Annotated in this window: 11 protein-coding genes; 3 read left to right on the top strand and 8 right to left on the bottom strand. The window is 36.8% G+C overall.

All coding sequences use genetic code 11. The annotated features are described in order from the left end of the window. Positions 1 to 108 precede the first annotated feature (108 nt). The 5 genes from HQN83_RS18125 to HQN83_RS18105 form a co-directional block, all read right to left on the bottom strand. Entirely contained in the window at positions 109 to 4,245 is a 4,137-nt protein-coding gene (locus HQN83_RS18125) for a hybrid sensor histidine kinase/response regulator transcription factor (RefSeq protein ID WP_246254543.1), read from the bottom strand. A 76-nt stretch (positions 4,246 to 4,321) separates the two neighbouring features. Continuing rightward, positions 4,322 to 5,443: a glycoside hydrolase family 26 protein gene (locus HQN83_RS18120; RefSeq protein ID WP_173091987.1), complete on the bottom strand. Its 1,122-nt coding sequence runs from the start codon at positions 5,441 to 5,443 to the stop codon at positions 4,322 to 4,324. 11 nt (positions 5,444 to 5,454) lie between these two features. Further along, positions 5,455 to 6,510, bottom strand: coding sequence for a glycosyl hydrolase (locus tag HQN83_RS18115; protein WP_173091985.1), 1,056 nt, complete (start codon positions 6,508 to 6,510; stop codon positions 5,455 to 5,457). 110 nt (positions 6,511 to 6,620) lie between these two features. Continuing rightward, positions 6,621 to 7,550: a lysophospholipid acyltransferase family protein gene (locus tag HQN83_RS18110; protein WP_173091983.1), complete on the bottom strand. Its 930-nt coding sequence runs from the start codon at positions 7,548 to 7,550 to the stop codon at positions 6,621 to 6,623. A 647-nt stretch (positions 7,551 to 8,197) separates the two neighbouring features. Then, a complete protein-coding gene (locus tag HQN83_RS18105) occupies positions 8,198 to 8,512 on the bottom strand; it encodes a hypothetical protein (RefSeq protein WP_173091981.1) in 315 nt (104 codons plus the stop codon). A 171-nt stretch (positions 8,513 to 8,683) separates the two neighbouring features. On the opposite strand from HQN83_RS18105, the gene HQN83_RS18100 reads away from it, so the two are divergent. The 3 genes from HQN83_RS18100 to HQN83_RS18090 are packed head-to-tail and all read left to right on the top strand — an operon-like array spanning position 8,684 to position 10,818. Then, the gene (locus HQN83_RS18100) at positions 8,684 to 9,664 is read left to right on the top strand and encodes a helix-turn-helix domain-containing protein (protein WP_173091979.1); all 981 of its coding nucleotides are present in this window, start codon (positions 8,684 to 8,686) and stop codon (positions 9,662 to 9,664) included. Further along, a complete protein-coding gene (locus tag HQN83_RS18095; protein ID WP_173091977.1) occupies positions 9,664 to 10,581 on the top strand; it encodes a helix-turn-helix transcriptional regulator in 918 nt (305 codons plus the stop codon). Before HQN83_RS18100 ends, HQN83_RS18095 begins: the two co-directional genes overlap by 1 nt. Before the next feature lie 27 nt (positions 10,582 to 10,608). Next, the gene (locus HQN83_RS18090) at positions 10,609 to 10,818 is read left to right on the top strand and encodes a DUF6965 family protein (RefSeq protein WP_173091975.1); all 210 of its coding nucleotides are present in this window, start codon (positions 10,609 to 10,611) and stop codon (positions 10,816 to 10,818) included. Here the strand turns inward: HQN83_RS18090 and HQN83_RS18085 are convergent. The 3 genes from HQN83_RS18085 to HQN83_RS18075 all read right to left on the bottom strand — a co-directional run. Beyond that, positions 10,813 to 11,583, bottom strand: coding sequence for a GLPGLI family protein (locus HQN83_RS18085; protein WP_173091973.1), 771 nt, complete (start codon positions 11,581 to 11,583; stop codon positions 10,813 to 10,815). The genes HQN83_RS18090 and HQN83_RS18085 overlap by 6 nt on opposite strands. A 2-nt stretch (positions 11,584 to 11,585) precedes the next feature. Continuing rightward, entirely contained in the window at positions 11,586 to 14,306 is a 2,721-nt protein-coding gene (locus HQN83_RS18080; protein ID WP_173091971.1) for a TonB-dependent receptor, read from the bottom strand. Positions 14,307 to 14,817: 511 nt separating this feature from the next. Continuing rightward, positions 14,818 to 15,093 (bottom strand): transposase (locus HQN83_RS18075; protein ID WP_173091969.1); only part of this gene is annotated, 276 nt, incomplete at its 5' end.

The raw sequence follows: 15,093 nt of genomic DNA, 5'->3' as shown, positions 1-15,093 counted from the left end.
GTTGATCCACCCATTGGATGGGTTTCCATTTGTTAAAACTAGAGACAACTGAATCCTCTATTGCTAAAAAAGGGGGACTCAAATGTTAATCTTTAACAAAAAAGGCTATTATGCATTAATATCCTTGTTTTCAGCATATTTTGATGGCAGTACATCAAATTCTTCTTTAAAAGATTTAACGAAGTTCTTTGTGGTTTTAAAACCAACCTTATAGCAGATCTGCGAAACAGTTAATTTACCCTGTTCCAGTAACTGAGCTGCGCGTTTTAAACGATATGATTTGATAAACTCCAACGGAGTTTTACCTGTAAGTGCCACAATTCTTTTGTATAAGGTTACCCGGCTTACCAACATCAGGCTGCTCAGAATGTCTACAGAGAAATTACTGTTATCTATATTCTTTTCTATTTCCTGCAATACCTGCTGTAAGAACTGTTCATCAGGACTTTCCATTTCTACCGTTACAGGCTGCACCTCTACCTGTTTCTGGTAAAGCTTTCTGAAGGATTCCTGCTGAACAAGTATATTACGGATTTTAGAGTTCAGGATTTCAAAGCTGAACGGCTTGGTCATATAATCATTAGCCCCTGTTTCTAAACCCATTAGCTCTTGTTCCTCTCCTGTTAGTGCAGTTAGCAGCACCACAGGTATTTGTGTTGTTCTAGAATCGCCTTTGATCTTTTTGCAAAGCTCAATACCAGTCATTTCGGGCATAGAGATATCGCTGACAATAATACTTGGATGATAAAACAGCGCCTTTTGCCAACCATCCTTACCGTTTCCTGCTTCTATTACATTAAAATCTTCCTTTAAATTGTCTTTAAGGTAAAAGCGCAGATCAGCATCATCTTCTACAAGCAATACGGTGGCCTTTTTGGAAGAAATAGTAACATTTGCCTGCTGACCATTAAGCGCATCCTCATCAACAATTACATTGTCTACAAAACTATCTGTTGGATTACTTTGGTTTCTAAGTTCTTCAAAAGGCAGTAAAATGGTAAAGCAACTGCCTACGTTTTCATCGCTTTCCAGAAATATCTCACCACCATGCAGTTTCACAAACTCTTTTGTGATGGCTAAACCTATCCCACTACCCTGATTGATGATAGATTCAGGAATGTCATTCTGGAAGAAACTTTCAAATATCTTATCCTGTTTTTCCTTAGGGATGCCTATTCCTGTGTCCCGTACTTTAATCTCAACCATATACTGATCAACCATAATACAGTCTACAGAAACATTAACCTTTCCGTTATCCAATGTAAATTTAAAACTGTTAGACAGCAGGTTAAACAGAATACGTTCTATTTTATCATGATCAAAGTTTACATCCAGCTTTTCGTAAGTAGCATTAAAGGTGAGCAGGATGTTTTTTTGTTCTGCAAGGTCTTTAAAAGAATAAGTAATGTCTCTAATAAACGAAATGATATCACCCGGTCTTTTTTGTAGCTTAATTTCTTTAAGCTCCATCTTTCTGAAATCGAGCAACTGATTTACCAGATTCAGTAGGCGTTTAGCGTTTTTCTGTATCAGCGCTACCTGTTCTTTAATCAGATTATCTGATGTGCCTTTCAATATTTTATCTATAGGCGCCAAAATTAGCGATAAAGGTGTTCTAAATTCATGACTCACATTGGTTAAGAACTTGATTTTCATAGCATCAAGATCTCTGTACCTCATGGCTTCCAAGCGCTCATTATCCAGTAAACGCTGAGATTCTATTTTCTCTTGTTCAATCACCCTTTGAACCTCTAGTTTTTCCTGTTCCGCAGCAAATTGTTGTTTTAGCTTTTGGATACCACGATATCTTAAGTAATACAAGGCACCCCCTATGGCTAAAAAATAAAGAATATAAGCCACTGTAGAAGTATACCAGGGGTTCAGGATTCTTATTTTTAAAGTTACCGGTACAGCATCAGCTATGTTTTCCGTACTTGATGCACGTACCTTAAAAACATAGTCTCCGGGGTCGAGATTTGTGTAGGTAGCCTTGCGTAAAGTATTATCTGCCGAAATCCATGTTTTATCAAAACCCTCCAACATATACTGGTGCTTCACCTTATGCGGACCAATGTAGTTTAAGGATGCAAACTCAATGGTAAATACATTCTGATCGTGATCTAAAGTAATCTCTTTGGTATCAAAAATAGATTTCTTAAGTATTACCCTGCCATCAAAAGCAGTGTTAGCTGTTACACTTTTATTGAACAGTTGAAAGTCGGTAATAAAGAGCTTAAAGGTTTGATTATAAGATTTAATTAATGATGGCTGGAAGATGTTAATCCCATCAGGCCCACCAAAAGCCAGCTCTCCGGTTTTTAGTTTTACCGAAGCTATTCTGTTAAATTCTTTACCCTGTAAACCATCATTCTCGTCAAAGTTCTTAAAAACAAGATTAAGCTTATTCCCATATTTAACCGATATTTTTGATAAGCCATTAGAAGTACTAACCCAAAAATCGCCTTGATTATCTTCCTGAATATCCATGATATTATTATCAGGCAATCCATTTTCAATGGTGTAATTGTAAAAGGTTTTGGTTTTTAGGTTGTAGATACTCAATCCATCTCTGGTTCCTATCCACAAATACCCCTTGCTATCCTCAATAAAGCTATTGATATTATTATTGATCAAACTATTATCATCCTTCGGGTCGTTTATAATGCGGATAAACTTTGTACCACCTTTAGGCAATACATTCATCCCATAAGAAGTCCCCGTCCATATGTTTTGATGAGAATCTTCTAAAACCTTAAACACATAATCCGAACTAATAAGATTCAGATTCTGCGTGTACCTTTTAAACTTCTTTGTAGTTCTATCGAATAAGTTAAGTCCACCACCCATGGTTCCTATCCAAAACCTGTGCGAAGAATCTTCAAGAAAATCAGCTACTTTATTGTCGCTTAAACTTTCGGGATCAGAAGCATCGTATTTATAATGGGTAAACTTGCCATTATCCAGATAATCAAAGCCCCCGGTGTAAGTTCCTATCCATAGTTTTTCAAACCGATCTATATAAATAGCAACAATCGCATCATGCGATAAGCTATTATTATTTGCAGGATCATGCCTGTAAGAAGTGAATTTATGGGTACTTCGGTTGTAATAAACCAGTCCCTTTCCATTGGTACCAATCCAGATATTACCTGCCTTATCCTCAACCATTCGGTTTACATCACTGTGTATTAAGCTATTCGGATCGGAAGAGTGCTTAATGAGGTTAAACTTAATGATATTGGGGTGGTAAAAATTAATTCCCTTTCTGAAGGTACCTATCCAAACCATACCCAGGTTATCGTAATAAATACTCGAAATACTGTTCTGACTTAAGCTCTTACTATCATTCTCGTTATTAAGGATATACCTGACACTGAAGTTCTTCTTATCAATTAGATTAATCCCCCCATGATCTGTACCTATCCAAATGTTATCACTATTGTCCTGAATAATGCCTGTTACAATATCAGAGTTTAGCTTAACTACAGGCGAGTTTTTACTGATCTTATTCAGCTCATTTTTTACTGGATCAAAGTAATAAACCCCTGTAGAGGTTGATATATCGTAAATCCATATTAACCCCTGTTTGTCTATAAAAATCTTGTAGGTATCACTTTCCTTATTAGAGAATTTACTCGATAAATCTATTCTTTGAACAACAACATCCGAGTTCTTTTTAAGCATCTCCAACTTTCCGTCAGAATGGATAAGCCATGCATTTCCTTCTTTATCCTCTGCTAAGTCTATAATCGGGCTGGCCGACAAGCTGCTTTCTCTTCTAACTTTATGAGCAACGTATGTCGTTTTCTTTGATACCGTATCATACTTATACAATCCAGACGAGGGAGAGATAAACCAAAATCTTCCTGAATTACCTTTTTTCAGTGCTCTTATTGTTATTCCCGGAACACCATATTTTGAAAGTTCGGGTTGTATATTGTGATCAAACAATTCGGTTACAGGATCATATACATCCATGCCTGCCCTTGTTTCTATAAAAAACTTACTATCTGGACCTTGAACTATAGATCGTACATCACTGTCGCTTATGGTCGACTTGTTTTTTATCCTGTTCTTGTATACCTTAAAACTATACCCATCAAATCTGGCAAGGCCAGAAAGTGTACCTAACCACAAAAACCCTTTATCATCTTTATAAAAGCAATTGACATCGTTATGCGGAAGTCCATTATTAATATCCAGATGAGAAAACTGATACTGATTGTACTGCGCAAAAGTAGACATGCTTGTAAATAAGCATAGCCCTAACAATATCAGTATTTTCAGTTTTTTCCCCATTCGTGCCGATTGTCAATATACATTATTTATAAATCGCTTTAAGATCCTTTTCAAAAAGGGTGTATGGATCATCATAAAACTTCTGAAAATCAGGAATATTAGGATGCCCAGGATAAGGTGCGTAAAAATGTGTGGCACTCTTGGTATCATTACGCCAAACCAGCACATAGCTCATTCTTATCTTATCGCTTTTCATCACCTTAAGCAACACGTCATTCCACCAGTTTGGATTGCTTAACGATTCTAATCCGGTTTCTGTAAAAGCAGCCAGCTTGCCATTCTTTTGAGCATAAGCTGAAACTATACGAAGTTTATTAATAGCAGCATCCAGATTGTATTTACCATAACGCCCCATATCACCATAATTATCCATTCCGAGCATATCTACCCATTCATTTCCAGGGAAACGTGCCAAATACTCTTGTTCAGAATTGAATTGATTATCCGGAGAAAATGCATAAATAAAGTTGTGTACCCCTGCCGTATCACGCAAATAAGAAACAGTAAACTTCCATAAAGCTTTAAACTCATCAACTGTGCAATGCGATTTACCCCACCAAAACCAGTCGCCATCAAACTCATGATAAGGTCTAAAAATTACAGGAACAAGCTTACCATCGGCCCCTTTCAGGCTCTTTGCCCAATCAGCCACATCGTTAAGTATTTTAACATACTTAGCGTGTTCCTTACCTCCCGGAATAATATATTTTACAGCAGGCAATGAAACCGAATCTACCCAGTAAAAACCACCTGGCGAAACAGGATTAGAAAAATGCCAAGCCACAGTAGTAACCCCACCCCTGTTATAAGTATCGATTACATTTTTGCGCAAATGTTCTTTTGTTTTCTCAATCTGCTCTTGTGGTTGGCCCGACATTTCCGACAAATCAATACCAATTACTGCCGGATGCGAACCTACAACAGACTTAACATCCGATCGATTGGCCTCGCCAGACCAACCATGACCATACTCTGTAGCGTGCTGATGCCCAAACAAAGTATGTTTTTCAGATAATTTATACAGGTTTTTAAAAAGCGATTTGGTTTCCTTTGTTGCCAAAGGATCTATAAGGTTACGTTGTTGAGCTGTTGCTGCATTTACAAACAGCCCCGTAAGGGTAATTAACAAATACTTCAGGTTCATGAAATTGTAATTTACTGATTTTTTAAAGAAGGCATTTCGTCTAATGTGATTACATAATTGCTGGCAAACATTTTTTTCCATAAATCTAAAGAATTGTTTGTCCCGGATCTTACAAAGTCCCCATACCAAGGCATAAACCACGACCACGCAGCAGCATCTTTAGTTAGGTTATCTACATCTGGCATAGAACCACATTCGCTTATGGTAACCATCTTTTTATTACCATAAAGACTAGTTAATGCATTAAATTCTGCCAATTGCGAAGTGTGGTCACCTTGCTTATAAATATCTCTGCCAACAATATCCACATACTCATCTCCAGGATACCAGGCATCATCATTGGGTTCTCTGGTCCAAACCCAAATCAGGTTATTTAGTTTATGGTAATTCACCATCCGATCATACATTAACTGATAAAGTTTTTTACATGGTGCAGCTCCTTTTGCACCCCACCAAAACCAGGTTCCTGCAGCTTCATGTAAAGGCCTCCATATCACAGGTACATTGTCCTTTTGTAGCTCCTTTAGCAAACCGGCAACGTAATCTATGTCGTTTAACATGGCTTTATATTCTGCTGATTGGGGGTCATTAATCTTCGAAATATCAAAGGTTGTTTTGTTAGAATAAAACTCTTCAGTTGTTCTTAAGGGGTCTCTCCAATGCCAAACCATTACGGGGATGCCATTCCTAAGCCAGTAAGATTTGGCATCTTTAATTGGTGTTTTATCATCGTACCAGGTGTAGCCACGATTGCAATGCATAAAATCGAGCCCTATAATGGCGGGTTCTTTTCCCGTATTTGCTTTAAGCCAATTGGTTTCGTCAAAGCTATTAAGCGTCATCACTCCTGAAAGGATTTTCTTGCCATAGTTCTCGCGAAGAAACTGGTAAAGTTTATTGGCTTCAGGGCTTGGATTGGGTGTAACAAGTTTAGCATTGATATTAAACCGTTCAACCGTCACAGGTGGCTGTGATTTATCTTCAACACTTCCGGCCTTTTTACAAGCGAATATTAAAAAGCAAAAAATGCAAGTGCCAAATGCTTTTTGCAGCACATTCAAATTCATGTTTACATTGGTTAGTTTACTATGAATTAGTAAAAGTATTGCGCTGAATATTCCTTAATGCTAAAAAATGGGGTTCCAAATGTTAAAGACAGAAACAAAAGATGCTTGTTTTAAGCAAACTGCTGCATTTGTTCCTCTTTTATAATATTGTTATTTGAAATTGCTTCTGCGGGCTTATGTTTCCATCTCCGATGACTCCATAGCCAATATGCAGGTTCGCTTTTAATGATCTCTTCAAGAAATTCAGTATGTAATCTGGTGATTTCATAATCCTGAGTATCTTTAGGATTTAAACAAAGTGGTACACAATCTACTTCATAATACCCCCTTTTGATCACACTAATTCTAAAATAGAAAATAGGCCGATTGGTTCTTTTTGCGATTTTTTCAATACCCAACTGAATATATGCGGGTTGGTTTAAAAAGGTTTGCCAATAGTGCAATTCATTCTTAGATGGCGACTGATCATTCCCAAAACTAAAAATACTTGGGGTGTCTTTACTAGCTTGTATGGCCCTTAATGTTTGACGCATCGGAATCAGTTTATTACCAAACTTGCTACGGATTCTTCTAAACCACTTATCAAAAATCTGATTACTTAATGGTTTATAAATCGGATAATGATCAGCGGTCACGAAGTTTAATCCTATTCCCATGGTACCCCACTCCCAATTGCCATAATGGGCAGAACAAACCAGTACACTTTCTCCGTTTTTTAGATATTCATTTACTTGCTCCTTGTTTTTAAAAACAAAGCGTTTATTTATCTCTTTTACTGAGATATTACTCATCTTGATCACCTCAAAGATTAATCCCGCAAGATATCTGTAATATTTTTTCTCTATTGATCTGACCTCCTCTATAGTTTTCTCGGGAAAAGCATTTGTCAGGTTTTCTCTAACTACTTTTCTACGGTAACCAAAAACATAATAGATCAATAAGTAAGCTGTGTCTGCCATGATATACAGAATAGACAAAGGCAGTAGGGATAATACAGCTAAAAAAAACGTCCCTAGATGAGAAAGGCTCTTTTTAAACATACTACAATAGTTTTCTACAAAATTTGCGAGAGGTTAACGCAAAATTAAAACCTTTTAAAAAAGGTTTTGCCATGAAAATGTTAGATTCTCATTTTGCTAAAGCGGTTGTCATGCGCAGCAATGAAACACTCGCCATGCTGAATTTATTTTAGCGTCACTCAAGAGAAAGAAAGCTTTGCTAGTGTGGGGTCATGACCTCGAAGAAGCTGCGAAGCAAAATAAATTCAGGATAACGATCGCTTAAACAATTGTCATTATCACTTTTTTGCATTCTTTCTAATGCTAGGCTCTCAGGATGACGAACGCGTAGTAACCGATATGATCTTTAGCTATGGTTAAGGATTGCGACTGTAATCCGATTAAAATGCGTGAGCTTCAACTTCGTTTCGACTTCTATTCTACTTCGTTCCGACTTCTATTCACTTTCAATCCAAATCGAAGCTAGAACGAAATTAGTAAGAACTCATATCGCAGTTAATGCTCACGCAATATAGACTCAATACAGAAGCAATACAGACTCATTAGGAGAGTACAGTAATCTTTTTCATATCGAAAACCCTATAAATACGACCTACTGATGCCATCCGCTGTTTTTAAATAAATCATGTGCGGTTTGGAAATTAGCTATTGCCTGATTAATTACCGTTCTAACTTTGAATTTCGTTAAAATACTCTAATTCACTCATTTGAGCCATTTTAGCCATAACACTCTCTACGTTATAGTTCAATTTGTGATAAATAAGGCTCTCTCCTTGTTCCCTGTGCGTAAGAAATCTGATCAGATCTTTAAAATGGATAATTCCAATGCGTTTTTCATTATAAAAAACGGGCATGGTATAGAGTTCCAAATTAAGCATCACTTCTATTACATCGATTACCAATTGTTCAGAATGCAATCTTATTTGCTTAGTAGCCTGATGGCTGCAAGAAGGTGCTTTTTTATTCTGAATAACGATTCCCATGACTTGAATAAGTTCGATATTATTATCAAACTTATTTCGCAAAATTACCGTAAGTATCAGTAAATGAGAGCCAAGATAAGGTTTAAAAATACCGAATCAGGACATTTTTCATAACATTTAAAAATGTGCTATGGCATCATTTATGAGATAATTCCCGATATTTAATAGAATATGAAAGAGGTAATATATCGTTTTGCCGTAGAAACTGACTGGGTAGAAGAACTGGCGCATAGTCATGGAGGGTATATGCGTGACAATTTCACCATTGCCCCGGAAGATGTATTTACAGGCACACATTATGTATTCCAGGTGAGTGAGAATACTACTGTTATGTTGATAGACGCCACTTATCACCAAGATGTATTATACAAACCGCAAAACTCTACAGCTGATTTTGCCGGCATATATTTTAACCTTACAGAAGGTGAATCTGTTCATATTATGGACGACGTTTCGAGATCTGTAGGGCGATGGAATTATAATCTGGCAATTGTGGATGGCGAATTCAATACCGATTACCTGATAAAATCAGGAAGTAAATGCTACAGCATTTCCCTTTTTGTGAAAAAGAGTATATTAAGAGAATATCTCTCCAAAACGGGTGTACTTAACGAAGTGGTTAATCGTGTTTTTGATGAGAAACAAAATACATTGATACATTATGCTCATATGAGCAGTGCCAGCTGGCACCTCATTAATGAATTTAGAAAAAATATACCGGGCAGTATATCTTTTAATTTGCTACTCGGTGGACTGGTTTACAATCTTTTAGCTAACTGCCTTGATGGCATAATGAAACGGGAAATTATGATTAGTAAAGTACTGCCTTCAGACCTTACTATGATATTGATCTCTCAATCGAATTTAATTAAAAACCAGGAGGGCGTTTTTCCGGGTATAGCTGCACTTGCAGCAGAGGCTAACATGTCGGAAACCAAGTACAAAAACCTGTATAAAAAAATTACAGGATATACACCTAATGCCTTTTTCTTGAATAACAAGCTCGAACTGGCAAGAGATTTACTTGCAAGGGGGCAATATACAATTGGAGAATTGGCCGAAAAATTGAGCTTTACAAGTGCTTCTCATTTATCGGAGCAATTTAAAAACTATTTTAAAATGTCGCCTAAAGAATACGCAGCCTCATTGTAATGGAGAAAGGAAAAAAGATTTCCGTGGTTGATGACAAATGTCAATTGGTTTTACCTAATGATATTGCCAAAGGTTGCGCGTACTTTATGGAGGTATTGCCCGGGTTGATGTCGCTTATTGTAGATTTCAGTTTACAAAGAAGTATTGAATTGATCAAAACTGTTAATGCCGAGGATTATTATATTGCTTATTTCGACTTAAGCGATGAAATTGATATCCATCAGATTAAGGAACAGGGGAAAATAAATTATCAATCGAAACTGGGGATGGTTGTTGTTGATGCTAGTTTAAAAAGCAGCTACATTCCTTCTCTTAAAATGTATTCTTTCTGGTTAATCATATCTAAGCCTCTGCTTCAAAAGTACTTGTTTGGAAATATAGACAGTACAAATAATAAGAAAAATAGTATTGTTTTTTCGAGCCATATTGATAGTCGTACGCGCTTATGTCTGCTTAAGCTTAAAATGAAAAACTATGATGATCCGTCATTTGAGTTATCTGTACGAGGCACTACATTACAGGTGTTAGGGTATCTGGTAGAACGCATCAATGAAATCGGACCAATATTGGGGAAGCTTTCTGAATTAGACACTACACAGGTTATCAAAACTCAAACCTATATGATGGAGCAACTTTTAGGGCCATTCCCAGGAATTGATTTTCTGGCGGCAAAGGCAGGTATGTCTATCTCTAAATATAAAAAGCTGTTTAAGAGGATCTTTAAAGAAAGTCCTAATAGTTTTTTTCTTAGAGAAAAGTTAAATCTTGCACAGGTGCTTTTAAAAAGTGGCAATTTCAACTCAATTAGTGAGGTTGCTAATGAACTTGGCCATGTAAAACCAGGGTACTTTGCTGCCATTTATAAAAAACAATTTGGTCAATTACCGGGAGAAGTTTTCAAGAAAAGCACTTCATAAAACTAAAAATCGGCTAACTTTGCGGTCATGACAGCAGAAGATTTTGAGGCAGCGTTTCACGGAATAGAATTACCTTCGGAAATTGAATTGGCACCGGGAGCGGTAATAAGGGATGTACCATTGTTTTTAGAAAAAGAAATAACGATTTTGAAAACAAGTAATTATCCGAGAGTAACCGACCCTGTAGTTTACAGGCTAAATCTGGTGTTAGAGCTTATTAAAGCACAAGCCCTATAATACAAGTCCTTTTAATTCAACAATAGAGTAGTCGCCATGGGTGCTTGTTGCTTTTAAAATTTCTTCTTTTAGTTGTTTATTGTTTATCTCTTTTCCTTTTTTTGGTGGAACAAGGGTTTTCTTATCTACACTAGTATCGGTTACTTTAGTGGCAAACCAGGTTACGTTTTCGTGTGGTACGGCTACACCCAGTATCATACCTGGCAGGCCATTAAATGATTCCGGCCCTCCGGATACATGGATTTCATCAGTATAAAAAGCGACTATATATATGGAATCTAATACGAGGGCGTTGGCTCTGCGACATTTATAACCGGCTATTTCTCTGGTTTCATCGGTCATTTTCCACTTTATGTTACGCAAGCTATCTTTAACCAGATAGGTTCGTTCATAAAACTCTTTTTGAATGATGCTTGTACGAGTATTTAAATCAGAAAAAACATGATTGAGCTGGTTGGCCATTGGGGTATCGTACCACCAGTGCACACCTTTTTCGGGAGCAGTGGGTGTAAAAAGAGTGGTATTATTATCGAATGTTAATTTGCTTTTAAGGGTCCTGAACTGGGGTTCGGTTCTTAAATACTGCTCGTAAAATGGCTTGTTCTCCATTGTATGTTTGGTTACTTTCTTTTTAACCAAAGCAAACATATTGGCTGTTCGTTCGAACTCAATAACCCCACTAGTTATGAAATGTTTGTTCTGTGCGAAAAGTGTGTTCGCTCCAAGTATTAATAGGCAAATGAAAAATTGAGATACGTATTTCATAATTATTGTTGTGGTTGAAGTGATTTACCAAACTTGGCAAAATCCCAGGTTACGGAAAACATAAAGTATCTTCTTATAGTGGTGTTTCTTGTTTCGGTGAAACTATCAATACTTCCGTATCTGCTAAAGCCTGTATTTTGATTCAGCAAATCGTTACCCGAAATAGTAATTTTTAAATTTTCTTCCTTTAAGAAAGTTTTGCCAATTGATGATTTTAATAGTACACGGCTAAAATCCTGATTAAACACTTTGTTTTTAGCGGTGTACTGATAGTTCATCTCTGCACTAATAAAGAAGTTGTATGGCAGTTTGGTACTAAAACCTAAATCAGTGAAAAACCCATGTCTATTGTTATTTATTTGCTGTAGAGATGATGAATTGAGATAATACTTTGGCCCGATATTAAAATTGTAAGAGTAGGTAGCGGTGTTTGCCCAGATGCTAACATACGGAGAGTAATCAATTGATTTCGATTCATTTAATTGACCATTAACATAATTAAAGCTGTTTCTTCCATCAACTTCAAAATTAAGACTTAAAATAAAATTGAGTTTTGTAGCATGTCCGTAGAATTCCGTATTTACTTTCCAATCCGTAGGCTGTTTACTCGTAAGGTTCGACCATTGGCTGGTACTTACACCGCTTGAATCTGTTACCCGATTATATACTATTGTGTTTATATTCCTGCCATAGTTTGCATTAAAGTTAATTCCTCTATCTAGGGTTGGCTGATAAAGCCTGTAATTAAAGCTAAAACTATTATTAAACGATGGTTTAAGCATTGGGTTGCCTAAAGTAATGTTTAAAGGGTCGGTATTTTGCCTTAATGGCTGCAACTGATAATCGTTTGGCTGGGTAGTATTGCCATTGTAGTTAAGAGTTATGGCTGCTGCTTTACTTAACTGATAGGTAAACCTTGCATTAGGCCGCCAGTTTGTAAATCTACGATTAAGATCGGCAGATGCTAGTTGATCCTTTTGTTCCGAATCGGCATCAGATATACCTGTACCAATGTTAAGATTGACTTTAGTTGTAGTATAGCCTATACGTAGATTGTAAAAATTTGTTATTGTTTTAACTTTAAAATTATTGCTAAAGACGGAATCAAGCTTATCGTAGCGGTCCGTTGATTTATCAAAAGATAGCTGGCTGTTGGTGCCAATGCTTTGAGAAAAGTTATAGCTAGCTGATAATGAAATTGATTTGAATAATGTTTCATTATAGGAAAATCCGGCAGACACCGAGTTACTGTTCGAAGCAGTAGGTTTATATTGATCAATACTATTAACACTATCCAATTCTCCCATACCGTTGTAATACTTTAAGTCAGATTTCATGTAATTATCCGACCTAAATTGTGAAGATGATCCTCTGGTATTTAATGAAATGCTTCGTCCTTTCTTTTTAAATCGTTTGGTATAATTAGCAGATGCAATCATATATTTATAATTGTTACTACCAATAGAACTTACATCATTGTCGTTTAGTAATACACCATTACCCCTTAGCGTAAAAGACTGGGTCTTATTGTCAGATGTTCCTGGATCAATACTTCCATAAACTGAAGCACTAAGATCGGATGTTGAGTCTAGCTTAGATGTAAAATCCGCATCTAAATTTTGGTTAAAACTATAACGACGGAATGACTTGTTCGATGTTGTTTTATTAAAATTATCGGGTAGATTATTCTGAGTCATAGTATTACTGGAGCCTTCAGTAGTTAATGCGCCGATCTTATAGTTTGCATTGATAGATTGTTTGTCATTGTTCCATTTGTTATCATAATGAGCCCCACCGTCACGTGCGAATGGCAGGCCATTGCCACCATAATTCCCCCTACTGTAGCCAGCCCCGTACTTGGAATTATTATCACCACTAAGGCCTACATTGCCCGTATTACCAATATTACCGTAGGCTGCTATCTTTTTCTTTGGGTCGAATTTATTGAACATCATCTGCCCCGTGTAATAATCGTCGGTGCCGTACCCACCATCAACTTTCCCAAACACTCCTTTCCTTTTATCTTCTCTGAGTACAATATTGATGGTTTTTACTTTTACTCCGTCCTCTATACCTGTTAACTTAGCTTGATCACTTTTTTGGTCGTAAACTTGCACCTTGCTTACCATATCTGCGCGGACGGTTTTGGATACCAATCCTGGATCATCACTAAAAAACTCTTCTCCGTCGACGAGGATTTTGGTTACCGGTTCTCCCTGAAAAATGATCACTCCACTTTGGTTGATCTTCATTCCTTGTAATTGTTTTAGGAGGTCTTCTACCTTTGCGTTCTTTTGTGTGGCATAGGCCGCAGCATTAAATTCTGTAGTATCTCCTTTTATTTTTATAGCCACTACTTTAGCTTTAATGATCACTTCGTTGAGTAGTTTAGATTGCAGGATCATTTTGATATTACCAAAGTTGTACACTGGCTTGGAGGCATCGAGCGTAAAACTCTCTACAAAATCGGCGTAGTCAGGATAGTTAACCATAATTAGGAACTTGCCCGGCTTAAGGTTGCTGATGTTGAATGCTCCTTTATCTGCATAAGTAAACTTTTGAAGTATGGAGTCTCGGGCATCGAGTACGCTGATGGTTGCCTGATCCATTTTCACATTGGTTGTGGTATCAGAAACGATGCCTTTTACAGCATAGTTAGTCTGCGCTAAGGCAGTAAAAGTACAGCAGCAACAAATTATAAGTGTTACAATTTTAAATCTCATGAGGGCGTTAATATTCAATACAATATAAAACTAAAAAAATAGTTTTACGCGGATTGTATATTATTTTGTTACAATATTTGCAGGTGAGAGCAAGGCTTTCTTTCTCTTGAGGGATGCTGACCTCGAAGAAACTGCGAAGCAAAATAAATTACCAATGACAGCGTCCCTTCGCTATGCTGAATTTATTTCAGCATCCCTCAAGAGAAAGAAAGCCTTGCTATTGCGAGGTCCTTCTATGTTGAAATCCAAATTTATTTATCCATATTTTATCAATCAATGATGTTGTTAGGAGATTTTTCTCTCCTAACAACATCATTGATTTCCATATCTTATTTGTAATGATCTTCTTCAAACAATAAAACAATCTTCTCTAAGCGGACGCCTTGCCGCAATTTTCTATTATTTTTCATTAAGGTATAGCGCAAACTGAAATGAGTAGTCTGAGACAGCTACAAGGACCTCGTTGCGCTATATACCAATGTTTTGTTTTACATGTTTTAGTAAGATCAGGTTATTTAATTACGCCCATTTCATATTTTACTTGATTTTGTAATACATATCGAATCCGGCTTAGGAGCTTTCTAGCTACTTTAATAATTACTTTCTGGCCTTTTATTCTAACGATTTGTTCTTTGTAATAAAGTAGCAGTGCGGGATCTCTCTTGACTGCAATCCATGCTGCTTCTATCAGAATGTTTTTGATCACAGCATTTCCACGTTTTGTCAGCCCACCGATGACCTCTTTGTCCCCGGTTGTGTGACAAGTAGGTATTACACCACAATAACT

Source organism: Pedobacter foliorum, assembly GCF_013266735.1.
Lineage (GTDB): Bacteria > Bacteroidota > Bacteroidia > Sphingobacteriales > Sphingobacteriaceae > Pedobacter > Pedobacter foliorum.
Note: the sequence above shows the minus strand (reverse complement) of the source record. Positions and strands in the feature narration are given on the sequence as shown.

What these genes read in the sequence shown, in the direction of transcription:
- HQN83_RS18125 (WP_246254543.1), bottom strand. Translation starts at nt 4,245, where the DNA reads ATGTCTACTTTTGCGCAGTACAATCAGTATCAGTTTTCTCATCTGGAT.
- HQN83_RS18120 (WP_173091987.1), bottom strand. Translation starts at nt 5,443, where the DNA reads ATGAACCTGAAGTATTTGTTAATTACCCTTACGGGGCTGTTTGTAAAT.
- HQN83_RS18115 (WP_173091985.1), bottom strand. Translation starts at nt 6,510, where the DNA reads ATGAATTTGAATGTGCTGCAAAAAGCATTTGGCACTTGCATTTTTTGC.
- HQN83_RS18110 (WP_173091983.1), bottom strand. Translation starts at nt 7,550, where the DNA reads ATGTTTAAAAAGAGCCTTTCTCATCTAGGGACGTTTTTTTTAGCTGTA.
- HQN83_RS18105 (WP_173091981.1), bottom strand. Translation starts at nt 8,512, where the DNA reads ATGGGAATCGTTATTCAGAATAAAAAAGCACCTTCTTGCAGCCATCAG.
- HQN83_RS18100 (WP_173091979.1), top strand. Translation starts at nt 8,684, where the DNA reads ATGAAAGAGGTAATATATCGTTTTGCCGTAGAAACTGACTGGGTAGAA.
- HQN83_RS18095 (WP_173091977.1), top strand. Translation starts at nt 9,664, where the DNA reads ATGGAGAAAGGAAAAAAGATTTCCGTGGTTGATGACAAATGTCAATTG.
- HQN83_RS18090 (WP_173091975.1), top strand. Translation starts at nt 10,609, where the DNA reads ATGACAGCAGAAGATTTTGAGGCAGCGTTTCACGGAATAGAATTACCT.
- HQN83_RS18085 (WP_173091973.1), bottom strand. Translation starts at nt 11,583, where the DNA reads ATGAAATACGTATCTCAATTTTTCATTTGCCTATTAATACTTGGAGCG.
- HQN83_RS18080 (WP_173091971.1), bottom strand. Translation starts at nt 14,306, where the DNA reads ATGAGATTTAAAATTGTAACACTTATAATTTGTTGCTGCTGTACTTTT.